Genomic DNA, 22,628 nt, shown 5'->3' on the forward strand with positions numbered 1-22,628 from the left:
TGTGGCTTCTGGATACCTACAAGAGTTCGCCAGTCATGTCGTCCCATCCCCCACCATCCATCGAGCTGGAGTTCGCCCGGCGCTATGATCAGGAGCACGCCCGGGTCTGCGGCGAGCCCCGGCCTGCCGGGCTTGCCGCGCGCCTGGCGCTGTGGCGCACGGTGCGCCTGGTACGCCATGCCCTGAAAGCGGCCGGCGAGCCGGGACTGATCCTGGATGTGGCCTGTGGTGCCGGGCGTTACTGGCCGGTACTGGCCGAACATGGCAACCGGGTGATCCTGGCGTCGGACCCTTCCCAGGACATGCTCAATCATGCCCAGACCCATCACCCGGCCAGCCTGCTGCAACGGGTCAAGACCTTGCACAGCTCGGCGTTCGACATCGGTCTGTCGGCCAATGCGGTGGACAGCATCATCTGCATGCAACTGTTTGCCCATGTGACCCGCAGCGAGGATCGCCTGGCGCTGCTGCGGGAGTTTCATCGGGTCAGCCGTGATTCGGTGATCCTCGCGACCCGGGTCGAGCCGTTGTTCAAGCACCTGGCCACTGCGCGGGGAGAGTCCGCGGCGTCACTGGCGATCGGCAGGGTGCAGTTGGAAGGCGAGTTCAAGCAGGCCGGTTTCGAGGTCGTGAGCCAGCAGGATTTCCTGCCCGGCTGTGGGGCGGCGCGGGTCTATGTCCTTAGAAAACCCAGCTGATTGCGACTCTCGGACTATTCTTGCCGTCCGGCATAAGGTTTCGCACTTGCTCTTGTCGGGTGAATGCTCAGAAATCGCCGGAGGCGATATATACTGCGCGCCATTCTTCAAGGGAGAGCCGTGTGGCCATCGATATACACTGGATTCGCGACAACGATAGCCTCGGTCAGTTTTGCGCCGAGTGGCAGCAGTTGCCATTCGTCGCCCTCGATACCGAATTCATGCGGGTCGACACTTTCTATCCCATCGCCGCCCTGTTGCAGATCGGCGATGGGCAGCGCGCTTACCTGATTGATCCTTTGACCGTCGACAACTGGAAGCCCCTGGCGGCCCTGCTGGAGAACCCGGCGGTGGTCAAGGTGGTGCATGCCTGCAGTGAGGACCTCGAAGTCCTGCTGCGCCTGACCGGCAGTCTGCCGGCGCCTTTATTCGACACGCAACTGGCGGCTGCCTACCTGAACCTGGGCTTTTCCATGGGCTATTCGCGCCTGGTGCAGGAAGTCCTGGGCATCGAACTGCCCAAGGGCGAGACCCGCTCCGACTGGCTGCAGCGTCCACTCTCGGAAACCCAGGTCAGTTACGCCGCCGAAGATGCCGTGCATCTGGCCCAGGTGTTTACCGAGCTGCGGCCGAAGTTGTCCGAGGACAAGTACCGCTGGGTGCTGGAGGACGGCGCCGAGCTGGTGGCCAACCTGCGCCGCGAAGTGGACCCCAACGAAGTTTATCGCGAGGCCAAGCTGGCCTGGAAACTCTCCCGTGCCCAGTTGGCGGTGCTGCGTGAGCTCTGTGCCTGGCGCGAGCGTGAAGCCCGCGCCCGGGACTTGCCGCGCAACCGCATCGTGCGTGAACACGCCCTCTGGCCCCTGGCCAAGACCCAGCCCGATACGCTGGCGGCGCTGGCCAAGATCGAAGACATGCACCCGCGTACCGTGCGTCAGGATGGCGAGTTTCTCCTCGACCTGATCAAGCGCACCGCGGCCCTTGGCCCGGATCAATGGCCGCCGGCCGTACCCGAGCCGTTGCCGATCGAAGCCGCGGCCCTGCTCAAGCGCCTCAAGGCAGTGGGGCAGGCCGAGGCCGAGCGTCTGGGCATCGCCCCGGAAGTCATGCTGCGCAAGAAAACCCTGGAGAGCCTGCTCAAGAGCGGCTACCCCAACGGGCCTTACCAATTGCCTGATTCGCTGCGTGGCTGGCGCCGCGAATTGATGGGCCAGGCGCTGCTGGACAGCCTGGCCACCGCCGGAGAACAGCCTTGAAACGTATCTGCTCCATCTATAAAAGCCCGCGCAAGAACGAGATGTACCTCTACGTCCTGAAAAGCGAGGCCCTGGAACGCGTGCCGGAAAACCTGCTGCTGGCTTTCGGCAAGCCGCAACATGCCTTCGATCTGGTGCTGACCCCGGAGCGCAAGCTGTCCCGGGAGGACATCCACCAGGTGCTGGAGAACCTCGAAAAGCAGGGCTATCACTTGCAGATGCCGCCGGCGGAAGACGAGTACATCGAGCACTTGCCCGAAGAGTTGCTGCGCCGCAATGATCCGGTCTGACCTCTAGAGGCTCGGTTCCGGGCCGCTGTGAAATGCAATTGACTGACCTGGCCACCGCCTTGATCGATGGAGCAATGCTCCGTCGGCGGCGGCCTGCACCGTTTTTTAAGGTTTGAACCATGCGCGTTCTGATTGCCGAACACGATCACGCTGTTTATGCCCGCCTGTTGCGTCAGGCGGCTCCGGAGCTGGAAGTGCTGACCAGCGGCGATTCCGCCGAACTGTCGCGGCTGGCGGCCGATTGCCCGGTCTGGCTGGGCCAGCCGGACCTGCTGGCGACCCTGCTGCGTCAGGGCCATCAGCCCCAATGGCTGCAATCCACCTGGGCCGGTATCACCCCGTTGCTGGCCGACGGTCTGCCCCGGCATTACCGCCTGACCCGGGCGGTGGGCATCTTCGGCCAGGTAATGGCCGAGTACGTGCTTACCTACATCCTCGGCCATGAGCGCGAAGTGCTGGCGCGGCTGGTCAGCCAGGTGGAGCGCAAGTGGGACAACCGCATGGGCCAGAGCCTGGTGGGGCGCAAGGTGCTGATCGTCGGCACCGGCGACATCGGCCAGAGCGTGGCGCAATTTCTGCTGCCCTTTGGCGTGAAGCTGTACGGCATCGCTAGCCAGGCGCGGGAGCAGGCCCCCTTTATCGAAGTGGCCGGCCTGGAAGACCTGGGACGCTTGGTGGGGGAGGTGGATTATGTGGTCAATCTGCTGCCCAACACCCCAAGTACCCACGACCTGTATGACGCGGCGCTGTTCAAGCAATTCAAGTCCACGGGGCTGTTCATCAATGTGGGCCGGGGTGTTTCCGTGGTCGATGGCGACTTGGTGCAGGCCCTCAAGGATGGGCATCTGGCGGGGGCGGTGATCGATGTCTGCCGCCAGGAACCCTTGCCGCAACGGCACCCGTTCTGGACGGCCTGGGGCTTGCTGCTGACGGGCCACAGCTCGGCGCCCACCTCGCCGGAACTGATGGTGCAGTTGTTCGTCGACAACCTGCGGGCCTACGAGACCAAGCAGGCCTTGCGCGGCGAAGTGGATTTCGCTCGCGGCTACTGAAACGTGCCTGATCGTAGGAGCGAGCGCGGTATTAGAGGCTGAAATCGCCTTCGGCCACGGTCTCGCTCAATGGACGGCGCGGGCTCGGTTCTTCCCGGGCCTGCAGGTAGTCGGCCAGGGTCGACTTGTCTCCCAGCTTGCCCACCGCTATCGCTGCGTGCAGTGCATAGCCTTCTGGAATCTTCAGCTCCTTGCGGGTCAGCTCCTGGTCGAAGCCGGCCATGCCGTGGGTGTGCCAACCGCTGAGGCTGGCCTGCAGTGCCAGGTGGCCCCAGGCCGAGCCAGTGTCGAAGGTGTGCCACAGGGCCGGGCTTTCTTCCGTGGCGCCGGGGGCGGTGAAGGTGGTCTTGGAAATCACGATCACCAGGGCCGAGGCATGTTGCGCCCAGCCACGGTTGAATTCGTTGAGCAGGCCGAGGAAGCGCTCCCAGTTCGGCGTATCGCGTCGGGCATAGAGAAAGCGCCAGGGTTGCGAGTTGTAGGCCGAAGGCGCCCAGCGCGCGGCTTCGAAGAAGCTCAGCAGGGTTTCTTCAGGGATGGTTTCGCCGGTGAAGGCCCGTGGCGACCAGCGCTGGGTGAACTGCGGGTGGATGGCGTAATCGGCAACGCGAGGATTGGCGCTCATGGAAAAACTCCTGGCAGCGAGTGAGAAGGGTGGAATAAACCGGCAAGCGCAGATCAGCTGAGCGAAGGGGTATTCCTGACCCCGTGCGGTTTGCCGGGTGCAACGCGGTCGAGCGTTAATGGCACTCGGACGCGGGGTGTCCGAGGCGCAAAGCTACTGTGCGGGCCTGCCGCTGACAAGCCCCGGCCTACCGACAGTCGTAAGCGCTTGGCCCGCCGGGCCTTCGGCACTAGACTGGCGGCCTTTTCACCCTCGGATACTGATGCTTGAGCCATGGCCGCCAAAGTCGAACCTTTCTGGATACGCAAAACCCTCGAACAGCTCGACCAGGACGAATGGGAGTCGCTGTGCGATGGCTGCGGTCTGTGCTGCCTGCAAAAGCTTGAGGACGAGGACGACAACAGCGTCTATTACACGCGCATCGCCTGCAAACTGCTGGACCTGAAAACCTGCCAGTGCAGCGACTACCCCAATCGCCGGGCGTCGGTGCCCGACTGCATCCAACTGACCCCGGGCAAGGCCGACGAATTCAAGTGGCTGCCACCCACCTGCGGCTACCGCCTGGTGAGCGAAGGCAAGGACCTGCCGCTCTGGCACCACCTGGTGTGCGGCGATCGCGATGCGGTGCACCACGAACGTATTTCCCAGTCCGGGCGCATGCTGGCCGAAGGCAGCGTGGCGGAAGAGGACTGGGAGGATCATCTGATTTTCCGCGCCGGCTGAGGATTCGCCGCGTTGGCTGCAGAACCAGGTTACCCAGGAAAGGAGTGTGTATGAGGGTGGGGGCGAAACTGGCGCTGGCCGCTGCAATGCTGGCATTGAGCGCTTCGGCCTTTGCGGCGAAGAAAGTCGATCTGGATTATCACGTGCGTTTCCTGCCCCAGAGCGATCAGGCCGAGGTGCGCCTGACCCTGGCCGAGGGCTCGGCCTTGCGCAGCCTGGACTTCGACCTGGGGCGTGACGGCGACTACAGCGACTTCAAGGCCGACGGCCAATGGCAGGCCGGGGCGGCGGATGCCGGTGGCCAGCGCGGTGTCTGGCGTCCGGCCAGCGGTAAGGCCAGCCTCAGCTACAGGGTGCGCCTGAGTCACAGCATCAAGAAGGGCAGCTACGACAGCCGCAGCAGCGCCAACTGGGTGCTGTTGCGCGGTGAGACCCTGGTGCCCCCGGCCCGGCTCGATCAACAGGATGGCGTCGAGCTGGTGGCGCGTCTGGACTTCGACTTGCCGGCCGGTTGGAAAAGCATTGAGACCGCCTGGCCGCGTATCGGCAAGAATCGCTTCCGCATCGACAATCCCTCGCGGCTGTTCGACCGTCCCGCCGGCTGGATGCTGGCCGGCAACCTGGGCAGCCGCCGCACGCGTCTGGGAGCAACCGAAGTCAGCGTGGTGTCGCCCCTGGGCCAGGGCATGCGGCGCATGGACGTGCTGACCCTGCTGACCTTTGTCTGGCCGCAAGTACAGGCGGTGTTCCCGCGTCAGCCCGGCAAACTGTTGATCGTTGGCGCGGCCGATCCGATGTGGCGCGGTAGTCTGGCGGGGCGTGACTCGCTGTTCCTCCATAGCCGCCTGCCCCTGGTCAGCGAGAGCGGCAGCAGCCCGCTGTTGCGGGAACTGGTGCAGTCACTGTCGCGGATCAACGACAGCCAGGGCAGCGACTGGATCAGCGAGGGGCTGGCGGAGTACTACGGCATTGAACTGTTGCGCCGGGCCGGTGGCATCAGTGACGAGCGCTATCAGGTGCTGCACAAGCGCCTGGTCCGGGACAGTCACAAGGTCGACAGCCTGCGGGGCGAGCAGGTGGACAGCGCCACCGTGGCCAAGGCCGTGCTGCTGTTGCAGGAGCTGGATCGGGAAATCCGCCTCAAGACCCGCAACAAGCGTTCCCTGGACGATGTACTGCAAGCGGCGATGCGCCTGGAAAGCGTCAGCACCGCCGAGTTCATCCAGCTCAGTGAAAACGTGCTGGGCGAATCGTCCAAGGTCCTGGACACCAGCCTGCTGCACTGACCTCTGCCCGCGCAGGGGACCCGCAGGAACGCCTTCGCCTCAAGCCTTGGGCGTCTTCACTTCATCATTGCTGGCCGCCTTGGCATGGCGGCTGGCCGCTTCGGCATTGGCCTTCAGAGTGCGCAGTTCTTCCCCGGCGCGTTCGATCTTGCTGCGCACGTTGTGCATGTCCTGGCGGCTCTTCTCCAGCAGGCTTTTCGCCGAGCTATGACCGGTAATCCCCCGGGCCAGGGCCACGCCACCGATGGCCACCTGAATCAGGCCGAACACGCCGCCGCGGCGCAGGCCCTTGCCCATCATCACCACGCCACCGGCCAGGGAGCCGATGCGCTCCCAGCCCTGGACGTTCTGGGTCGGTTGGCTCGGCAAGGGTGTGGCTTCGATCGTTTGCAGCTGTTTGCGCTCGCTCATGCTCTGTCTCCAAGGGAGGTGTGGGATACAAAGCTGACTGCACCAGGGCGTCGCTGGTTCCCGGGGATTGATCGGCGGGTTTTCAGTACTTCGGACCGGAGCGGGTGTTGTTGCCCTTGGCCAGGCGATCGTAGAGCACCACGTTGACCGTGGCCGCCAGGTTCATGCAGCCGGTGGTGGGGATGTAGACCACGTCCTCGCACCAGTCGCGGATCTCCTTGTCGAGGGAGCCGTCTTCCGGACCGAAGATGTACAGCGCGCGGTCCGGGTGGGTGTATTCCGGCAGCGCACGGGCGCCTTCCACCAGTTCCACGGCCACCGGGATGCAGCCCAGGGGGAGGATTTTCTTCAGGTCGTCGATGCCGATCAGGGGAATGTCCTGGTGGACCTTCTTGGTGTCGGTGACGAAGTCGCGGGCACGTTCATAGCGCTTGCCGGTGTAGAACACCGAGGCGACGCCATAGCAGCCGGCGGCGCGCATCACCGAACCGACATTCTCCGGTGACTTGGGGTTATACAAACCGATGCAGCTGTACCTTTTGTTTGCCACGAGCGAGGAGCCTTGGGGGAAAAGAGCGCGATTATACGGGGATTGTGTGGGGTGTGGCGGGGTGCTCGGCGGTTCGCGGGCAAGCCGGGCGGCTGGCCCGCGAAAAGCTTACTCGTCGTCTTTCTTCATCAACCCGGCCAGGGCGGCAAACGGGTTGTGGGTCGCCTTGGCAATTTTCGGGGTGCTCAGGGAGCCTTCGCCGAAGTACTGCTGGTCGGTGTAGCGCGAGTGCTCGTTGTCATGGCAGTACAGGCACAAGAGTTCCCAGTTGGAACCGTCCTGGGGGTTGTTGTCGTGGTTGTGATCGCGGTGGTGCACGGTCAGCTCGCTCAGGCGCTTGCCGGAAAACTCCCGGGCGCAGCGGCCGCAGACGTGGGGGTACATCTTCAGCGCCTTGTCGCGGTAGCCCATTTCCCGGTCGCGCTGGGCGTCGGCAAGGATACGGTCCAGCTTGGCGGTGTTGGACGGGGGAGTGGACGAACTCATGGGTTCACCTTTGTAGAAGGACTAATGACGGTAATGGACAAAGTTTAGCTCAGGCCTTGAGCTTCTCGGCAATCCAGATGGTATGCCGGGTGCCGCGATTGCCGTGAGCGTACACCTGCACTTCCTCGGCCTTGAAGCCGGCCTTGCGCAGGCGCTCGGAGAACTTCTGGTCGGCGCTGGCCGACCACACCGCAAGAATGCCCTTGGGCCGTAGAGCGCGGGCACAGGCGGCCAGGCCGGCGCTGGAGTAGAGCCAACTGTTGGCTTTCTGGGTCAGGCCTTCGGGGCCGTTGTCGACGTCGAGCATGATCGCGTCGAAGCCCTGGGGCTCGGCCTGCAGGACCTGGGCCACGTCTTCCAGGCGGATCACCGTGCGCGGGTCCAGCAGCGGCCGGCCGGACTTTTCCCCGAGCGGGCCACGGTTCCACTCCACCACTCCGGGCACCAGTTCGGCGACCACCACCTCGGCGCTCTGGCCCAGGTGCTTGAGGGCCGCGGCCAGGGTGAAGCCCATGCCCAGGCCGCCGATCAGCACCCGCGAGTTCGGGCGCCCGGCGACCTTGCTGCAGGGAATCTGCGCCAGGGCGTCCTCGGAGCCGTGCATACGGCTGTTCATCAATTGGCCGCCGTCGCCGCCCTGGATCTTGATGACGAAATCCTCACCGTATTCGAACAGGCACAAGGCACCGCCGTTGTCGGGAATCGCAGTGGTGTCCAGCAGTACGAAACGTTTCATGGAGATCTCATTGAGGAAGGCAAAAGCTCCCGGTTGGGAGTAGCCTGACGCCAGACAATAGCAATGGAGCCATTGATGAAGCGCACTATTCTAACGGTGATTGCCCAAGCGGCGCTCGCCCTGACCGCCGCCCTGGCGCTGAGTGCTGGCCCGGCCCTGGCCGACGAGCCGCAAAGCGCCCCGGTGGTGACCCCGACGCCGACCCTCGGCACCCCGGGCACGGCCACCCCCACGCCTTATCCGCAAGTGACCCCACCCAGCACGCCGAAAACCGGCAGCAGTGGCAGTGCGCCCTTGCTGCCGCCCATCGACATGCCCAAGCCGCCCAAGGATCAGACCCTGCCGGGGCTGGAGCAGAATGACAACAAGGCCAAGGTGCAAGGAGCCTAGATCTGCTGTGCGAGCAACTGGCCGTCGGCCATGCGCAGGCGCTTGGACAGGGAAATAGCCAGGGCGCGGATGATCTTGGCGGCGATCTTCGGCGCATCGTTGAGCATCTTCTCCAGGGAGTCCTTGCCCAGGTTGAGCAACTGGCAATCACAGGCCGCCACGCAGGTGGCCGAGCGTCGCTCGCCATCGAGCACCGCCATTTCGCCAAAGGCCCGGCCGCTGCGCAGGGTGGCGATGGTCAGCGGCTGGCCGTCCAGGGTGCTCTTTTGCACGGCCACCTGGCCGCTGTGGATGATGCACATGAAACTGCCGGCATCGCCTTCACGAAAGATCGCTTCGCCTTCGGCGATGCTGCTGATGCTGAAATAGCCGGCCGCCGCGTTGAAGTCAGCGGGCTGCAGTTGGTCGAACAGGCCGCAGTCCATCAGCCAGTCGCGGATCTCGTTGTTCAGTAAGGTGGGTTCAGACATGGGATCAGGGTCTTTTTCTTGTGTCTGTTGCACGGGCGCAGGCCCGGTCCGGCGGTTGCCGGCGGCGGTCCAGGGTTAAGACAGGAGCGCCGCAGGTAGTTCCTCAGTCCAGGCCCAGAATGTTCAGGATAAAGGCATATTCGAGGGCTACGTCACGTAATCCCTGGTAACGGCCGCTCATGCCGCCATGGCCGGCACCCAGTTCGGTCTTGAGCAGCAGCAGGTTGTCGTCGGTCTTGGTGGCGCGCAGTTTGGCCACCCATTTGGCGGCTTCCCAGTACTGCACGCGACTGTCGTTGTAGCCGGCGATCACCAGGGTCGACGGGTAGGCCTGGGCCCGGACATTCTCGTAGGGGGCGTAGGCCTTGATCCGTTCATAGACCTCAGGCTCCTCGGGATTGCCCCATTCGTCGTACTCGGTGACGGTCAGTGGCAGGTCCGGGTCGAGCATGGTGTTGAGCACGTCGACGAAGGGCACTTCGGCGATGGCCGCCCGGAACAGTTCGGGACGCTGGTTGAGCACGGCGCCGATCAACAGGCCGCCGGCACTGCCGCCGCTGATGGCCAGTTGCTGGGCGCTGGTCAGGCCCTGGGCGATCAGGTGCTCGGCGCAGGCGATGAAGTCGCTGAAGGTGTTCTGTTTGTGTTCCTGTTTGCCGGCGCGATACCAGGCTTCACCCAGTTCGCCACCGCCGCGCACATGGGCGATGGCAAAGGCCACGCCGCGATCCAGCAGGCTCAGGCGGGCATGGGAGAACCAGGGATCGAGGCTCTCGCCATAGGCGCCGTAGCCATACAGGTACAGCGGTGTCGGTTGGCCCAGGCACTCGCGCTTGACCACCAGGCTGATGGGCACCTGGGTACCGTCGGCCGCGGTGGCCCAGAGGCGCTGGCTGACGTAGGCATCGGCGTCGAAGGGGCCCAGCACCGGGGTTTCCTTGAGCACCTGCTGTTGACCGTCGGCCAGTTGCAGCTGGCGTACCTGGGCCGGGCGATTCAGCGCCTCGTAGCGCAGGCGGATGCGATCGCTGGAAAACTCCAGGCTGTTCTGCACGTGCAGGCTGTAGGCCGCATCCGGCAGTTGCACGCGATACACGGGCAGGTCCTGGGGATGCACTTCGATGATCGGCAGCCCGCCTTCGCGCAGGCTCAGGGTCATGGCGCCGGCATTGAGGGTCACGCCGTCGAGCATCACCTCGGGGTTGTGCGGGACCAGCAGTTGCCAGTCGCTTTCCTCGGGGATAACGCCTTCGTCCGCAGCCTGGTAGAGGGCGAAGTTGATGCCTTCGCGGTTGCTGCGGATGAACCAGGTCCAATGGCCGTCGAGCTGGCCGTGATCGACATCGTATTCATGGCCTTCGACCCGTGGCGCCAGGCAGGTGAACGGCAACTGCGGCTGCGCGGCATCCAGGGCCCAGGTTTCGCCGGTGGTCTTGCTGCCCAGGGACAGCAGCAACTGGCGCTCGGAGCTTGAGCGGTAGCAGTGCAGGAAGAAGCGTCCGTCCGGCTCATGGAACACTTCCTCGGCGGCGGTGCCGTCCAGACGGTAGCGGAACAGTTTGTGCGGGCGGTGGGTGTCGTCCAGTTCGCCGAAGAACAGGGTCAGGCTGTCGTTGGCCCAGGTCATGCTGCCGTCGCAGTTGTCGAAGGACAGCTCGCTGACCTTGCCGTTGGACAGCTCCTTGATGAACAGGGTGTAGATTTCCTCGCCGGTGGTGTCGAGGCTGTAGGCCAGGCGCTGGTGGTCGGGGCTGATACTGAAGGCGCCGAGGGAGAAGAAGCCACCGTTGGCCAGGGCATTGGGGTCCAGCAGCAGCTGTTCGCGGCTTTCGTCCACCGTCAGGCTGTCGTCTGCCGGGCGCGGGCAGCGGTAGTGCCGGGCGTATTCGTCACCGGCGGTGGTGCGGGTGTAATACAGGTACGGGCCCCAGGGGGAGGGCAGGGACAGGTCGGTCTCGAGGATTCGCCCCTTGATCTCCTGGAACAGTGTCTCGCGCAGCGGCGCCTGGTGGGCCAGCCGGGCTTCCTGGTAGCTGTTTTCAGCGTTCAGGTAGTCGAGCACCGCGTCGGTGTCGCGTTCCTGCAGCCAGGCATACGGGTCAGCGCCTTCGGCCTTGTGGGCAATCGGGGCGCTGCTGTCGTTGGCGGGTAGGGGCATGGGTGGCTCTCGAACGAAGACAAATGAGGGCTTGGCAGACGGCGGTGCAGCCTGACACGGGAAAAGTCGTTATCATAAGCGCCTCTTTGCCTGCCTTGCCATGGACACCATGACCGAGAACGACTATCTGATCGCCTGGGGCCTTTACGCCTTTGCCGCCTTGGGCTGCCTGCTGGTGTGGATGCGCCTGACCCGCTGGATGTGGCGCTGGCTGCGCGAGCCGCTGCGTGTACTGGTGGCGGTGCTGCTGTTCAGTCCCACCATCATCGACCCGGTCAAGGAAAAATTTGCCCCGGCGGTGGCCATCACTGCCCTGGATATGGCCTTCAAGGTCGGCAACAACGCCTGGCGCGCGGTGTCCGATTTGTTCATGTACGGCATGATCGCCTTTGGCGTGTACCTGCTGTTCGTGCTGATCCGCTGGCCCATCGAGCGTGCCGCCAATGAACGCCGCCAGCGCAACGAAGCGGCGCAAGCCGCGGCCAAGGCTGCCGAAGTCGAGGATGACCAGCCCTTTGGCGGTGCCGGCAATGACCGTTATGGTCGTCCGCCAGCTGCGGGCACCCCCCTGAACACGCGGGTCGAGCCGCGTCTGTAACCTGGCCCCGGCATTGCAGCGAGAGTCCGAGCATGTGTGAGTTATTGGGCATGAGCGCCAATGTACCGACCGATATCGTCTTCAGCTTTACCGGGCTGATGCAGCGCGGCGGCCGTACCGGCCCCCATCGCGACGGTTGGGGCATCGCCTTCTACGAAGGCCGCGGCCTGCGGTTGTTCCAGGACCCGGCGGCCAGCAGCGAGTCGGAAGTGGCCAACCTGGTGCAGCGCTACCCGATCAAGAGCGAAGTGGTCATCGGCCACATTCGCCAGGCCAACGTCGGCAAGGTCTGCCTGGCCAACACCCATCCCTTTGTCCGTGAACTCTGGGGCCGCAATTGGTGCTTTGCCCATAACGGTCAGTTGGCGGACTTCCAGCCCCAGACCAGCTTCTATCGTCCGGTGGGCGATACCGACAGCGAGGCGGCCTTCTGTGACTTGCTCAACCGGGTGCGCGAAGCCTTTCCCGAACCGGTGGAGGTCGAGGAACTGCTGCCAACCCTGATCCAGGCCTGTAGCGAATACCGCAGCAAGGGTGTGTTCAACGGCTTGCTCAGCGACGGCGACTGGCTGTTCTGCTTCTGCTCCACCAAGCTGGCGCAGATCACCCGGCGCGCGCCGTTCGGCCCGGCCCGGCTCAAGGATGTCGATGTGATTGTCGACTTCCAGGCGGAAACCACCCCCAACGATGTTGTGACGGTGATTGCCACCGAACCTCTGACCGAAAACGAAACCTGGACCCGCTACCAACCGGGCCAATGGAGCCTGTGGCGGCGCGGTGAATGCGTCAGCCACGGCCAGACCGAATAAGGACATCTCTATGTTGCTCAGTTATCTGCGGCTGGTGTTGTTCGCCGCCGGCCTGTTGATCGGTGTGCAAGTGCCGGGTTTCATCAGCGACTACGCCAAGCGCGTAGAAGCCCACTTGATTGAGTCGCAGAACAGCCTGCGGGGCTTCCAAGGCACCGCGCAGCAGTTCTTCAAGGGCGATCTGAATGCGCTGGTGGCCCATTACCGGGCCAGCGAAGATCCGGTGTTTCGCAGCGATGCCGATAGCTTGAGCGGTTTGCTCCATCGTCAGCTGGCCCTGGACAAGCAATACCAGGCGATGCAGGGCCCGTGGTACATCCGCCTACTGCAAGTGGCCCTGGCAGCCGACCCGGATATCCGCAAGGAAACCTGGGACGGCTACAGCTACCAGATCCTGCTGACCCCGGAAGCGATGATCTGGGGCATGAGCGGCGCCATGCTGCTGTCCTTTGGACTGGAGTGCCTGTATCGCCTGATCGACTGGGTGGTGCTGGGAGGCCGGCGTCTGCGCCAGAGCCGTCCGATCGAAGAACGCGACCTCAAAGGCCTCTGACTGCCAGTAGGTGCCTTCACTCCACATATGTAGGAGCCGGCTTGCCAGCGAAGGGGCCGCGTGGCTTGCGCCTGGCTGCAGATCGCCTTCGCTGGCAAGCCAGCTCCTACGCGGGGTGTGATGGCGATGTTTACTGGGGGGCGATCAGAACCAGCTGATCCTCGCCGACCTTCTGCCCATAGCGCTGCACCACGCGCTGGCACAGCTCCACGATATCCTCCACCAGCTCCACGCCCACGCGCCACGACACCACCACCTGCAGGTTGGGCGGGCGCTGGTCGATGGCCAGCAAGGTCAGTTCGCCACGGGCCAGCTCCTCGCGGACCAGCACCGGCGGCAGGGCGCCAATCCCGAAGCCGTCCCTTAACAGGCGGGTGATGGCCGACACCGAGTTGACGCAATTGAGCCGTGGCGCCAGCACCCCGTTGGCCTGCATCAGGCTCAGTACCTGCTGGTGGGGCAGGGAGTTCTTCGAATAGGTGATGATCCGCTCCCGGGCCAGCTCGGCGAGATTGGCGTAGTCGCGGTTGTAGATCGAGTTGCTGGCGGCAATCCAGCCCACCGGGTGGCTGGCCAGCTCCCGGCTGCGGATACTTTCCTGGCGCAGCAGGTCGGTCTGCAGCACCAGGTCGAGAAAGCCTTTTTGCAGCTGGTCGCAGAGATTCAGCGAGGTGTCGGCCACCAGTTCGATTTCCACTTGCGGGTAGTGATCCATCATTTCCGCCACCAGGGGGCTGAGCCAGGTGTGGATCACCGTATCCATGACCCCGATGCGAATCCGCCCGACCTTGCTCGACGGCGCCTCGATGGACTGTTTTAGCACCTGCAGGGTGTCGAGCATCTGCTCGGCGTGCTCCAGCACCTTGAGCCCTTGCGGGGTCAGGCTGACGCCCCGCGAGTCCCGCAGGAACAGCTTCACCCCCAGTTCGGTTTCCAGCACCGCGATACGGCTGGAGATTGCCGCCTGGGTGGTGAAGAGTTTTTCCGCGGTCAGGCTGAAGCTCTTGAGCCGCGCTACCCAGACGAAGGTTTCGAGAAACTTGAGATTCATGGGATCAACTTTTCTTATGCCTTGGGGCGGTTTTTATTAGTTGGACGCAGGTTGTGCCTGAACCGAAGAATGGCCCGACCCACGATATGCGTCGTCGGGGCCCAGAACAATACCAACAACACTACCCTGGAGATCGCCATGAGTGCGCCCGAAACATTGGCCGCCAAGGCTCCGCGCCGCGCCGGCCCGTTTGACTGGTACCGGGACATCAACCAGCAGGAACGCCGGACATTCTGGAGCTGCAAGATAGGTTACGGCCTGGATGGCATGGACACCCAGATGCTCAGCTTCGTGATCCCGACCTTGATCGCGCTGTGGGGCATCACTTCCGCCGAAGCCGGCCTGATCCATACCAGTACCTTGCTGGCCTCCGCCCTGGGAGGCTGGATCGCCGGGATCCTTTCCGACCGCATCGGCCGGGTACGCACCCTGCAACTCACGGTGCTGTGGTTTGCCGTCTTCACCTTTCTCTGCGGTCTTGCGCAGAACTACGAACAGTTGCTGATCGCCCGCACCTTGATGGGGTTTGGATTCGGCGGCGAGTGGACCGCCGGGGCGGTGCTGATCGGTGAAGTGATCCGCGCCAAGAACCGTGGCAAGGCGGTGGGCATGGTGCAGTCCGGCTGGGCCCTGGGCTGGGGGCTGACGGCGCTGCTGTATGCGCTGCTGTTCTCCTTGCTGCCGCCGGAGGACGCCTGGCGCGGGCTGTTTCTGCTGGGCATCCTGCCGGCGATTTTCGTGATCTTCGTTCGTCGCCTGGTCAAGGACCCCGAGGTCTACCGGGCAACCAAGGCACGTGAAGCGCCAAGCAACCCGGCGCGGTTCTACGAGATCTTCGCCCCGGGGATTCTCAGCACCACCCTGCGCGCCTCCTTGCTGGCGGCAGGGGCCCAGGGTGGTTACTACGCCATCACCTTCTGGCTGCCGACCTATCTGAAGACCGAGCGCGGCTTGAGCGTGCTCAGTACCGGCGGCTACCTGGCCATGGTGATCGCCGGCTCCTACGTGGGCTATGTGATCAGCGCCTACCTGACGGATATTCTCGGCCGCAAGAAGAACTTCGTGCTGTTCGCCGCCGGCTCTTTCACCATTGTCCTGCTCTATACGCAAATGCCGGTGAGCAATGCCGTGATGCTCTGGCTGGGCTTTCCCCTGGGCTTCTTCGCTTCAGGCATTTTCAGCGGCATGGGGGCATTCCTCACTGAGCTGTTCCCCACCCGTATCCGCGGTTCCGGCCAGGGTTTCTGCTACAACAGCGGCCGGGCGCTGGCGGCGCTGTTCCCGCTGCTGATCGGCCTGCTGAGCCAGCATGTACCCCTGAGCGTGGCCATCGGCAGCTTTGCCGCGGTGTCCTACGGCGTGGTGGTGCTGGCGGCCCTGAGCCTGCCGGAAACCCGCGGCAAGGAACTTGAGGCGCGCTAACTGATAATCTTCGCGGACATTGCGCGACAGCCCTGCAGCTGACCCACAACAAGAACCACAGGAGCACTGACCATGAGCCGCCTGTTATTGAATTGCGACATCGGCGAGAGCTTTGGCAACTGGACCCTGGGCCTGGATGCCGAGGTGATGCCCTTTATCGACTGCGCCAACATTGCCTGCGGCTTCCATGCCGGCGACCCGGGCATCATGCGCAAGACCGTGGCCCTGGCCCTGGCCAACGGCGTGCGCATCGGTGCGCACCCGGCCTATCAGGATCTGGCCGGTTTCGGCCGCCGCTCCATGAGCTATTCGCCCGAGGAGATTCGTGACCTGCTGCACTACCAGATCGGCGCGCTGGACGGCATCTGCCGGGCCCAGGGCGCGCGGGTCAGCTATGTCAAACCTCACGGCGCGATGTACAACGACATGATGGCCAAGCCGACCCAGTTGCGGGCGGTGATCCAGGCGGTGGCGGCCTACGACCCGCAACTGCCGCTGATGCTCATGGCCACGCGGGATAACAGCACGGCCCAGGCCCTGGGCGATGAATACGGTGTGACCCTGTGGTTCGAGGCCTTTGCCGACCGTGCCTACGACAACGCCGGGCATCTAGTGTCGCGGCAGTTGCCGGGCGCGGTGCATCACGATCCGCAGACCATTCTCCAGCAGGCCTTGACCATCGCTCGGGGCGACACCCTGACCGCCAGCGACGGCAGCGCCTTGCTGCTGCAGGCCGACACCCTGTGCGTGCATGGTGACAACGCCAGTTCGGTGGCCGCCGTGCAGCGCATTCGCGAGGCCTTGAACCAGCAGTCCGGCCTATGAAGCCACAGGTTGAAGTCGTCGCCATCGACTGCCTGATGGTGCGCTTGTTCGAGGTGATCGCCGAGGACAACATGCCCTGGATGCTGGCCGCCGCCCAAGGGCTGCGGCGGGCTTTTGGCGAGTCTCTGATCGACCTGGTGCCGTCCTATACCACGTTGATGGTGCATTACGACCTGCTGGCCCTGAGTCCGTCCGAGGCTCGACAGCGGATCGCGGTCGCCTTGACCGATCTGGCGCCCAGTACCACTCAGGCCGGGCGCGAGCATGTGCTGCCGGTGTGGTACGACCTCAGTGTCGGGCCGGAACTCGCGCTGTTGTCCCGGCGCAGCGGGCTGTCGGTGCCTGAGGTGATCGAGCGTCACAGCCAGCGTGAATATCAAGTGTTCGCCCTGGGTTTCGCGCCCGGATTTGCCTTTATGGGGTTGGTGGAAGAGGCGCTGGCGGCGCCGCGGCTGAACACCCCGCGCAAGCGGGTGGCGGCGGGCAGTGTGGGGATCGCCGAACGGCAGACCGCCGCTTACCCGGTGGTATCGCCGGGAGGCTGGAACCTGATCGGCCGGACCCCGAGCCGCCTGTTCGATCGCGAGCGCGAAGGCTACAGCCTGATGCAGCCGGGGGACCGCGTGCGCTTTGCTGCCGTGGAGCGGGCCGAGTTCCTGCGCCTGGGGGGCGATGACACGCCGCTGGAGGTGTCGGCATGAGCCGCTTGATGATCGAGGCCAGCACCCCGCTGTGCCTGCTGCAGGATGCCGGGCGTTTTGGTGTGCGCCATTTGGGCGTGACCCAGGGTGGGGCGCTGGATTGGGTGTCGATGTCCTGGGCCAACTGGCTGCTGGGCAATGCCCTGGATGCGCCGGTGGTGGAAATCACCCTGGGCGGTTTCACCCTGTTGGCCGAGGACTATTGCCTGCTGGCCCTGGCCGGGGCCGATCTGGGGGCATATGTCGATGAGCGGCCTTTGAGCCCGGGACGCAGTTTCATCCTGCAAAAGGGCCAGCGCCTGCGTTTTACTCAACCTTTCTTGGGTGCCCGGGCCTACCTGGCAGCCCCAGGCGGGTTTGACGCGCCCAAGGTGCTGGGCAGTTGCGCCAGTGTGTTGCGCGAAGCCTTGGGCGGCCCGGATGGTCATGGCCGGGCCCTGAGCGAGGGCGGGGCCTTGAGTTACTCGGGGACTGGCGGTGCGCTCAGGAGTCTGTCGGCCGCGCAGTTGCCGGATTGGCAATGTGCAGCACCCCTGGAGGTGATTCTGGGCGCGCAGATCGGCCAGTTCAGCGGTTTGAGCCTGTTCGACGCCTTCAACAGCACCTGGACCCTGGACAGCCGGGCTGATCGCATGGGCGCGCGCTTGCTGGGACCGACCTTGCAGTATCAGGGCCGGCCGATGATTTCCGAGGGCATTCCCCTGGGGGCGATCCAGGTGCCGCCGGACGGCCAGCCGATCATCCTGCTCAATGATCGGCAGACCATTGGCGGCTATCCGCGATTGGGGGCGTTGACCCCCTTGTCACTGGCGCGGTTGGCGCAGTGTTTGCCGGGCAGCGAGGTGCGATTGACGCCGGTGGTGCAGGAAACGGCGCATCGGCAGCAGGTGGCATTCTTGCGCAGGTTTGGGTAGTGGCTGAAGGCGGCCGCTTCGCGACCGTTCGCAGCCTGCGGCAGCGGCTACAGGGGATTTCCTGTAGCCGCTGTCGAGCCTTGGCGAGGCTGCGAAAAGGCCGCAAGGCCTTGCTTGACGGCCCCGCGCCGCTTACTTGGACAGGAAGCGCATGCCTTCTTCCAGGCCACGCAAGGTCAGCGGGTACATCTGGTCTTCGATCAACTCGCGAACGATGTTGGTCGAAGCGGTGTAGCCCCAGGTGTCTTTCGGGTAGGGATTGATCCAGATGAGCTTCTTGTACTTCTCCATGAAGCGCTGCATCCACACATAGCCGGCTTCTTCGTTCCAGTGCTCGACGCTGCCGCCGGCCTGGGTGATTTCGTAGGGCGCCATGGCGGCGTCACCGACGAAGATCACTTTGTAGTCGGCGCCGTACTTGTGCAGCAGGTCCTGGGTCGAGGTGCGCTCGGAACCGCGACGCAGGTTGTTCTTCCACACCGATTCATAGATGAAGTTGTGGAAGTAGTAGTACTCCAGGTGCTTGAACTCGGTCTTGCAGGCCGAGAACAGTTCCTCGCAGATCTTCACGTGGGCATCCATGGAACCGCCGATGTCGAACAGCAACAGCAGCTTGATGCTGTTGCGTCGCTCCGGGCGCATCTGGATGTTCAGCAACCCGGCATCACGGGCGGTGTGGTCGATGGTACCGTCGATGTCCAGCTCCTCCGCCGCACCCTGGCGCGCGAACTTGCGCAGCCGGCGCAGGGCCACCTTGATGTTGCGGGTGCCCAGTTCCACCGAGTCGTCGAGGTTCTTGTATTCGCGCTGGTCCCAGACTTTCACCGCCTTGCCCTGGCGCTTGCCGGCATCGCCGACGCGGATGCCTTCCGGGTTGAAACCGCCGGAGCCGAAGGGGCTGGTGCCGCCGGTGCCGATCCACTTGTTGCCGCCGGCGTGGCGTTCCTTCTGTTCTTCCAGGCGCTTCTTGAACTCTTCGATGAGCTTGTCCAGGCCGCCCAGGGACTGGATCTGCGCCCGTTCCTCATCGCTCAGGGAACGCTCGAATTCCTTGCGCAGCCAATCCTCGGGGATCAGCGCTTGCAGGTGGTCATCGAGCTTTTCCAGGCCATTGAAGTAGGCGCCGAAGGCTCGGTCGAACTTGTCGAAATGCCGTTCGTCCTTCACCAGGATCGCCCGGGCGAGGTAATAGAACTCGTCCATGTCGGCGAAGGTTACGCGCTGCTTGAGTGCGTTGATCAGGTCCAGCAGCTCGCGTACCGACACCGGTACCTTGGCCGCGCGCATTTCATTGAACAGGTTGAGCAGCATGGAATCAGCCTCTTAACGACTACCGCGACGGCTCATGAACGCCAGGCGCTCCAGCAGTTGTACGTCCTGTTCGTTCTTCACCAGGGCGCCGGCCAGGGGCGGGATGGCCTTGGTCGGATCGCGTTCGCGCAGCACCGCTTCGCCGATGTTGTCGGCCATCAAGAGCTTGAGCCAGTCCACCAGCTCCGAGGTCGAGGGCTTCTTCTTCAGGCCCGGCACCTTGCGCACATCGAAGAACACGTCCAGGGCTTCGATGACCAGGTCTTTCTTGATGTCGGGGTAGTGCACGTCGACGATTTTCTGCAGGGTGGTGCGGTCGGGGAAGGCGATGTAGTGGAAGAAGCAGCGACGCAGGAAGGCGTCCGGCAGCTCTTTCTCGTTGTTGGAGGTAATGATGATGATCGGCCGCTGCTTGGCCTTGATGGTCTCGTCGATTTCGTAGACGTAGAACTCCATCTTGTCGAGCTCTTGCAGCAGGTCGTTGGGGAACTCGATGTCGGCCTTGTCGATCTCGTCGATCAAGAGGATCACCCGCTCCTCGGATTCGAAGGCTTCCCAGAGCTTGCCCTTCTTCAGGTAGTTGCGGATGTCGTGGACCTTGTCCACACCCAGCTGGGAGTCGCGCAGGCGGCTGACCGCGTCGTACTCATACAGACCCTGGTGGGCCTTGGTGGTGGACTTGATGTGCCAGGTGATCAGCTTGGCGCCAAAGGATTCGGCCAGTTGCTCGGCGAGCATGGTCTTGCCGGTGCCGGGTTCGCCCTTGACCAGCAGCGGACGCTCCAGGGTGATGGCGGCGTTGACTGCCAGCTTCAGGTCATCGGTGGCGACGTATGCGCTGGTGCCTTCGAACTTCATCTGCAATTCCTCGAACGGTGACGGCGAGCTGCCCGGGGCAGATCGATTGAATGGAGAGTGATGGCGCGACTATAACGCGGTGCCCGGTCGACTGTGAACGTGGACGCCCCATTCAGTCTCTGAATGGAGCGTCACGGGGTGACTCAGTCAGTCGAGGGCTTGGGTTGTTCGTAACGGGCATTGAAGGCCTGGATGAATCCATTGCGCAAAATCTGCAAAAACGCCTGGAATGCGCTGATATCTTGCCGGTGCACACTGCCGCTGAGTTCTACCCGGGTGGCGAACTGGTTCTTGTGCTGGTTCTTCAGCAGGTTTTCCCCGGCCCCCACCAAGGCTTCCCATACCGAGCGGAATACTCCTTTGTTGCGGTTCTCCACGTCCTGCTGCCAGTTGAAGATTTCCACGTCCCGCAGCAGCGGCTTGATATAGCCATGCAGTTGGCCCTTCTCGGCCTGGGCTTCGATCACCACGTCGCCGTGTCCGGCATTGAAGTCGAACTTGCCGTAGGCCGAGGCGAAGTCGTTGAAACGCTTGAGTTCGATATCCCGGGCCCGCAGACGGAATTCGAAGTCCTCGAAATTGCTCAGGGGGTCGAAGGTGGCGGTGCTTTCCATGGGGGCCTGGCCTTGCAGCAAGGCCTTGCCGTCGAAGCGCGCATCGCGTTTGCCCTGGGTATCCACCACGTTGGTCAGGTTGTAGAAACTGGCATTGACCTGGGTGGCGCCGATGTTCACCGGGGGAGTGGAGCTGAAGTTGCGAAAGTGGATCTTGCCGTCGCTGATCCGCAGCTCGTCGAGAGTGATGGGCAACAGCTTGCCCAGTTGCGCCCGCCAGTCGGTGCCTTCACCGGTCTGCGACGCTTGCTTGTCGGCGCCGCCATCGACGAAGTTCAGCTCCGGCTGGACAAACTGCACCTTGGCCACCACGGCGTGGTCGTACCACAGTGAATGCCAGCTCACCGCCAGGTCGATCTGCGGCGCCTTGACGAAGGGCACCGGTACCTTGCCGCTGACCTTGACGATCTTCAGCCCGTTGATGCGGTAGGCGCCGCGCCACAGGGCCAGGTCGATATCGCTGATCTGGCCACGGTAGTCGCCCATGTCCGCCAGTTTGTCATTCAGGTAGTCGCGCACCAGATAGGGCAGGGTGAAGTGCAGGGCCAGCAGCAGGACCAGCAGGCCGGCCAGGGTCCATAGGGGCCAACGGTAACGACGTTTCATGATCAGCAGTCTCCAGCCGTATAGAGGCATTGACTGCCTGGGGTCGCAGTCGTTCGGCGCGACTGGACGCTCAAAGGCACCAGGCATACCCTTGAGGACTTCTTCACTGCTGCATAAGGACCCAGCCATGAGCCGAATTTTTGCTGACAATGCCCATTCCATCGGCAATACGCCCTTGGTGCAGATCAACCGTATCGCCCCTCGCGGCGTGACCATCCTGGCCAAGATCGAAGGGCGTAACCCGGGCTATTCGGTGAAATGCCGGATCGGCGCCAACATGATCTGGGACGCGGAAAGTCGCGGCAAGCTCAAGCCGGGCATGACCATCGTCGAGCCCACTTCGGGCAACACCGGGATTGGCCTGGCCTTCGTCGCCGCTGCCCGTGGTTACAAGCTGATGCTGACCATGCCGGCGTCCATGAGCATCGAGCGGCGCAAGGTGCTCAAGGCCCTGGGGGCGGAGCTGGTGCTGACCGAGCCGGCCAAGGGCATGAAGGGCGCGATTGAAAAGGCGGCGGAAATTCTCGCCAGCGATCCGTCCAAGTACTTCATGCCGCAGCAGTTCGATAACCCGGCCAACCCGGCGATCCACGAGAAAACCACCGGTCCGGAAATCTGGAACGACACCGACGGCGCCGTGGATGTGCTGGTGGCTGGGGTCGGCACGGGTGGCACCATCAGCGGCGTGTCGCGCTATATCAAGAAGACCCAGGGCAAGCCGATCCTCTCGGTGGCGGTGGAACCTGCCACGTCGCCGGTCATCAGCCAGAAACTGGCCGGCGAAGAGATCAAGCCCAGCCCCCACAAGATCCAGGGCATCGGCGCCGGTTTCGTGCCCAAGAACCTGGATCTGGAAATGGTCGACCGGGTCGAGCTGGTGACCGACGAGGAATCCAAGGCCATGGCCCTGCGGTTGATGCAGGAAGAGGGGATTCTCTGCGGGATTTCCTGCGGCGCGGCCATGGCGGTGGCGGTGCGCCTGGCCCAGACCCCGGAAATGCAGGGCAAGACCATCGTGGTGATCCTGCCGGACTCCGGCGAGCGCTATCTGTCGAGCATGCTGTTCAGCGACCTGTTCACCGAGCAGGAAAACCAGCAGTAACGCACCCTGGGCATTCGCCGAGAGGCGCCGGCTCGCCGGTGAATGCTGACCTACATCAGGCAAGGGCCTGGCCGCTTATGCTACTTAAGCGCCTTTGTTGCACGCCCGTTAACACTGAATGTTGAGTCGTGCG

26 protein-coding genes are annotated in these 22,628 nt (G+C 63.6%); 15 read left to right on the forward strand and 11 right to left on the reverse strand.

Annotated features, from left to right (window positions below):
- The first annotated feature begins 35 nt into the window (after positions 1-35).
- The 4 genes from PQT43_RS03820 (at position 36) to PQT43_RS03835 (ending at position 3,296) form a co-directional block, all read left to right on the forward strand.
- Positions 36-698 carry a class I SAM-dependent methyltransferase gene (locus tag PQT43_RS03820; RefSeq protein ID WP_110595094.1) on the forward strand — a complete coding sequence of 221 codons (663 nt, stop codon included), beginning with the start codon at positions 36-38 and terminating at the stop codon, positions 696-698.
- A gap of 122 nt (positions 699-820) precedes the next feature.
- Complete coding sequence (gene rnd / locus PQT43_RS03825; RefSeq protein ID WP_272753525.1) at positions 821-1,954, forward strand: ribonuclease D; 1,134 nt, start codon at positions 821-823, stop codon at positions 1,952-1,954.
- Entirely contained in the window at positions 1,951-2,244 is a 294-nt protein-coding gene (locus tag PQT43_RS03830) for a YcgL domain-containing protein (RefSeq protein ID WP_016964446.1), read from the forward strand. Before rnd ends, PQT43_RS03830 begins: the two co-directional genes overlap by 4 nt.
- 119 nt (positions 2,245-2,363) lie before the next feature.
- Entirely contained in the window at positions 2,364-3,296 is a 933-nt protein-coding gene (locus tag PQT43_RS03835; protein ID WP_272753526.1) for a D-2-hydroxyacid dehydrogenase, read from the forward strand.
- Between the two features lie 31 nt (positions 3,297-3,327).
- Here PQT43_RS03835 and PQT43_RS03840 read toward each other — a convergent pair whose 3' ends face one another.
- Positions 3,328-3,921 carry a nitroreductase family protein gene (locus PQT43_RS03840; protein ID WP_102861634.1) on the reverse strand — a complete coding sequence of 198 codons (594 nt, stop codon included), beginning with the start codon at positions 3,919-3,921 and terminating at the stop codon, positions 3,328-3,330.
- A gap of 273 nt (positions 3,922-4,194) precedes the next feature.
- Here PQT43_RS03840 and PQT43_RS03845 point away from each other — a divergent pair, with 273 nt between their 5' ends.
- Complete coding sequence (locus PQT43_RS03845) at positions 4,195-4,644, forward strand: YcgN family cysteine cluster protein (RefSeq protein WP_102861635.1); 450 nt, start codon at positions 4,195-4,197, stop codon at positions 4,642-4,644.
- A 50-nt stretch (positions 4,645-4,694) separates the two neighbouring features.
- Positions 4,695-5,930, forward strand: coding sequence for a hypothetical protein (locus PQT43_RS03850; protein WP_272753527.1), 1,236 nt, complete (start codon positions 4,695-4,697; stop codon positions 5,928-5,930).
- A 39-nt stretch (positions 5,931-5,969) separates the two neighbouring features.
- Here PQT43_RS03850 and PQT43_RS03855 read toward each other — a convergent pair whose 3' ends face one another.
- From PQT43_RS03855 to PQT43_RS03870, 4 genes are all read right to left on the reverse strand, one after another.
- Positions 5,970-6,341 carry a YgaP family membrane protein gene (locus tag PQT43_RS03855; RefSeq protein ID WP_102878748.1) on the reverse strand — a complete coding sequence of 124 codons (372 nt, stop codon included), beginning with the start codon at positions 6,339-6,341 and terminating at the stop codon, positions 5,970-5,972.
- Positions 6,342-6,423: 82 nt separating this feature from the next.
- Positions 6,424-6,891, reverse strand: a complete 468-nt coding sequence (locus PQT43_RS03860) for an RNA methyltransferase (protein ID WP_102861638.1) — start codon at positions 6,889-6,891, stop codon at positions 6,424-6,426.
- Between the two features lie 108 nt (positions 6,892-6,999).
- Positions 7,000-7,377, reverse strand: a complete 378-nt coding sequence (locus PQT43_RS03865) for a YajD family HNH nuclease (RefSeq protein WP_102861639.1) — start codon at positions 7,375-7,377, stop codon at positions 7,000-7,002.
- 49 nt (positions 7,378-7,426) lie between these two features.
- Positions 7,427-8,113: a spermidine synthase gene (locus PQT43_RS03870; protein WP_272753528.1), complete on the reverse strand. Its 687-nt coding sequence runs from the start codon at positions 8,111-8,113 to the stop codon at positions 7,427-7,429.
- Positions 8,114-8,188: 75 nt separating this feature from the next.
- On the opposite strand from PQT43_RS03870, the gene PQT43_RS03875 reads away from it, so the two are divergent.
- Positions 8,189-8,503 carry a hypothetical protein gene (locus PQT43_RS03875; protein ID WP_102861641.1) on the forward strand — a complete coding sequence of 105 codons (315 nt, stop codon included), beginning with the start codon at positions 8,189-8,191 and terminating at the stop codon, positions 8,501-8,503.
- Here the strand turns inward: PQT43_RS03875 and PQT43_RS03880 are convergent.
- Entirely contained in the window at positions 8,500-8,973 is a 474-nt protein-coding gene (locus PQT43_RS03880; protein ID WP_272753529.1) for a cyclic nucleotide-binding domain-containing protein, read from the reverse strand. The two genes, PQT43_RS03875 and PQT43_RS03880, sit on opposite strands and share 4 nt — an antisense overlap.
- A 103-nt stretch (positions 8,974-9,076) precedes the next feature.
- Complete coding sequence (locus PQT43_RS03885) at positions 9,077-11,131, reverse strand: S9 family peptidase (protein ID WP_272753530.1); 2,055 nt, start codon at positions 11,129-11,131, stop codon at positions 9,077-9,079.
- A gap of 100 nt (positions 11,132-11,231) precedes the next feature.
- Here PQT43_RS03885 and PQT43_RS03890 point away from each other — a divergent pair, with 100 nt between their 5' ends.
- The 3 genes from PQT43_RS03890 to PQT43_RS03900 are packed head-to-tail and all read left to right on the forward strand — an operon-like array spanning position 11,232 to position 13,091.
- Entirely contained in the window at positions 11,232-11,729 is a 498-nt protein-coding gene (locus tag PQT43_RS03890; protein WP_102861644.1) for an MFS transporter, read from the forward strand.
- A gap of 32 nt (positions 11,730-11,761) precedes the next feature.
- Positions 11,762-12,538 carry a class II glutamine amidotransferase gene (locus PQT43_RS03895; RefSeq protein ID WP_102878751.1) on the forward strand — a complete coding sequence of 259 codons (777 nt, stop codon included), beginning with the start codon at positions 11,762-11,764 and terminating at the stop codon, positions 12,536-12,538.
- Positions 12,539-12,548: 10 nt separating this feature from the next.
- Positions 12,549-13,091: a DUF2937 family protein gene (locus PQT43_RS03900; protein WP_272753531.1), complete on the forward strand. Its 543-nt coding sequence runs from the start codon at positions 12,549-12,551 to the stop codon at positions 13,089-13,091.
- 130 nt (positions 13,092-13,221) lie between these two features.
- Here PQT43_RS03900 and PQT43_RS03905 read toward each other — a convergent pair whose 3' ends face one another.
- Positions 13,222-14,142 carry a LysR family transcriptional regulator gene (locus tag PQT43_RS03905; protein WP_272753532.1) on the reverse strand — a complete coding sequence of 307 codons (921 nt, stop codon included), beginning with the start codon at positions 14,140-14,142 and terminating at the stop codon, positions 13,222-13,224.
- A 138-nt stretch (positions 14,143-14,280) separates the two neighbouring features.
- Between PQT43_RS03905 and PQT43_RS03910 the strand changes: the two genes are divergently transcribed.
- From PQT43_RS03910 to PQT43_RS03925, 4 genes are all read left to right on the forward strand, one after another.
- Positions 14,281-15,564, forward strand: a complete 1,284-nt coding sequence (locus PQT43_RS03910; protein ID WP_102861648.1) for an MFS transporter — start codon at positions 14,281-14,283, stop codon at positions 15,562-15,564.
- 72 nt (positions 15,565-15,636) lie between these two features.
- Positions 15,637-16,389, forward strand: coding sequence for a 5-oxoprolinase subunit PxpA (locus tag PQT43_RS03915; RefSeq protein ID WP_110595101.1), 753 nt, complete (start codon positions 15,637-15,639; stop codon positions 16,387-16,389).
- On the forward strand, positions 16,386-17,090 hold the full coding sequence (pxpB, locus tag PQT43_RS03920) for a 5-oxoprolinase subunit PxpB (protein ID WP_265074335.1): 705 nt from the start codon (positions 16,386-16,388) through the stop codon (positions 17,088-17,090). The genes PQT43_RS03915 and pxpB overlap by 4 nt, the downstream gene beginning before the upstream one ends.
- Positions 17,087-18,004 carry a biotin-dependent carboxyltransferase family protein gene (locus tag PQT43_RS03925; protein ID WP_272753533.1) on the forward strand — a complete coding sequence of 306 codons (918 nt, stop codon included), beginning with the start codon at positions 17,087-17,089 and terminating at the stop codon, positions 18,002-18,004. Before pxpB ends, PQT43_RS03925 begins: the two co-directional genes overlap by 4 nt.
- A 132-nt stretch (positions 18,005-18,136) precedes the next feature.
- Here the strand turns inward: PQT43_RS03925 and PQT43_RS03930 are convergent, their stop codons facing one another.
- From PQT43_RS03930 to PQT43_RS03940, 3 genes are all read right to left on the reverse strand, one after another.
- Complete coding sequence (locus PQT43_RS03930) at positions 18,137-19,315, reverse strand: vWA domain-containing protein (protein ID WP_102861652.1); 1,179 nt, start codon at positions 19,313-19,315, stop codon at positions 18,137-18,139.
- A 12-nt stretch (positions 19,316-19,327) separates the two neighbouring features.
- The gene (locus PQT43_RS03935; RefSeq protein ID WP_272753534.1) at positions 19,328-20,173 is read right to left on the reverse strand and encodes an AAA family ATPase; all 846 of its coding nucleotides are present in this window, start codon (positions 20,171-20,173) and stop codon (positions 19,328-19,330) included.
- 143 nt (positions 20,174-20,316) lie between these two features.
- The gene (locus PQT43_RS03940) at positions 20,317-21,393 is read right to left on the reverse strand and encodes a DUF748 domain-containing protein (RefSeq protein ID WP_272753535.1); all 1,077 of its coding nucleotides are present in this window, start codon (positions 21,391-21,393) and stop codon (positions 20,317-20,319) included.
- Positions 21,394-21,520: 127 nt separating this feature from the next.
- On the opposite strand from PQT43_RS03940, the gene cysK reads away from it, so the two are divergent.
- Positions 21,521-22,495, forward strand: a complete 975-nt coding sequence (gene cysK, locus PQT43_RS03945; protein WP_102861654.1) for a cysteine synthase A — start codon at positions 21,521-21,523, stop codon at positions 22,493-22,495.
- Positions 22,496-22,628 lie beyond the last annotated feature (133 nt).

This window comes from Pseudomonas sp. BLCC-B112 (assembly GCF_028550695.1).
GTDB classification, from domain to species: Bacteria; Pseudomonadota; Gammaproteobacteria; order Pseudomonadales; family Pseudomonadaceae; genus Aquipseudomonas; species Aquipseudomonas danubii.

What these genes read in the sequence shown, in the direction of transcription:
- PQT43_RS03820 (WP_110595094.1), top strand. Translation starts at nt 36, where the DNA reads ATGTCGTCCCATCCCCCACCATCCATCGAGCTGGAGTTCGCCCGGCGC.
- PQT43_RS03835 (WP_272753526.1), top strand. Translation starts at nt 2,364, where the DNA reads ATGCGCGTTCTGATTGCCGAACACGATCACGCTGTTTATGCCCGCCTG.
- PQT43_RS03840 (WP_102861634.1), bottom strand. Translation starts at nt 3,921, where the DNA reads ATGAGCGCCAATCCTCGCGTTGCCGATTACGCCATCCACCCGCAGTTC.
- PQT43_RS03845 (WP_102861635.1), top strand. Translation starts at nt 4,195, where the DNA reads ATGGCCGCCAAAGTCGAACCTTTCTGGATACGCAAAACCCTCGAACAG.
- PQT43_RS03850 (WP_272753527.1), top strand. Translation starts at nt 4,695, where the DNA reads ATGAGGGTGGGGGCGAAACTGGCGCTGGCCGCTGCAATGCTGGCATTG.
- PQT43_RS03855 (WP_102878748.1), bottom strand. Translation starts at nt 6,341, where the DNA reads ATGAGCGAGCGCAAACAGCTGCAAACGATCGAAGCCACACCCTTGCCG.
- PQT43_RS03865 (WP_102861639.1), bottom strand. Translation starts at nt 7,377, where the DNA reads ATGAGTTCGTCCACTCCCCCGTCCAACACCGCCAAGCTGGACCGTATC.
- PQT43_RS03870 (WP_272753528.1), bottom strand. Translation starts at nt 8,113, where the DNA reads ATGAAACGTTTCGTACTGCTGGACACCACTGCGATTCCCGACAACGGC.
- PQT43_RS03875 (WP_102861641.1), top strand. Translation starts at nt 8,189, where the DNA reads ATGAAGCGCACTATTCTAACGGTGATTGCCCAAGCGGCGCTCGCCCTG.
- PQT43_RS03880 (WP_272753529.1), bottom strand. Translation starts at nt 8,973, where the DNA reads ATGTCTGAACCCACCTTACTGAACAACGAGATCCGCGACTGGCTGATG.
- PQT43_RS03885 (WP_272753530.1), bottom strand. Translation starts at nt 11,131, where the DNA reads ATGCCCCTACCCGCCAACGACAGCAGCGCCCCGATTGCCCACAAGGCC.
- PQT43_RS03890 (WP_102861644.1), top strand. Translation starts at nt 11,232, where the DNA reads ATGGACACCATGACCGAGAACGACTATCTGATCGCCTGGGGCCTTTAC.
- PQT43_RS03895 (WP_102878751.1), top strand. Translation starts at nt 11,762, where the DNA reads ATGTGTGAGTTATTGGGCATGAGCGCCAATGTACCGACCGATATCGTC.
- PQT43_RS03900 (WP_272753531.1), top strand. Translation starts at nt 12,549, where the DNA reads ATGTTGCTCAGTTATCTGCGGCTGGTGTTGTTCGCCGCCGGCCTGTTG.
- PQT43_RS03905 (WP_272753532.1), bottom strand. Translation starts at nt 14,142, where the DNA reads ATGAATCTCAAGTTTCTCGAAACCTTCGTCTGGGTAGCGCGGCTCAAG.
- PQT43_RS03910 (WP_102861648.1), top strand. Translation starts at nt 14,281, where the DNA reads ATGAGTGCGCCCGAAACATTGGCCGCCAAGGCTCCGCGCCGCGCCGGC.
- PQT43_RS03915 (WP_110595101.1), top strand. Translation starts at nt 15,637, where the DNA reads ATGAGCCGCCTGTTATTGAATTGCGACATCGGCGAGAGCTTTGGCAAC.
- pxpB (WP_265074335.1), top strand. Translation starts at nt 16,386, where the DNA reads ATGAAGCCACAGGTTGAAGTCGTCGCCATCGACTGCCTGATGGTGCGC.
- PQT43_RS03925 (WP_272753533.1), top strand. Translation starts at nt 17,087, where the DNA reads ATGAGCCGCTTGATGATCGAGGCCAGCACCCCGCTGTGCCTGCTGCAG.
- PQT43_RS03930 (WP_102861652.1), bottom strand. Translation starts at nt 19,315, where the DNA reads ATGCTGCTCAACCTGTTCAATGAAATGCGCGCGGCCAAGGTACCGGTG.
- PQT43_RS03935 (WP_272753534.1), bottom strand. Translation starts at nt 20,173, where the DNA reads ATGAAGTTCGAAGGCACCAGCGCATACGTCGCCACCGATGACCTGAAG.
- PQT43_RS03940 (WP_272753535.1), bottom strand. Translation starts at nt 21,393, where the DNA reads ATGAAACGTCGTTACCGTTGGCCCCTATGGACCCTGGCCGGCCTGCTG.
- cysK (WP_102861654.1), top strand. Translation starts at nt 21,521, where the DNA reads ATGAGCCGAATTTTTGCTGACAATGCCCATTCCATCGGCAATACGCCC.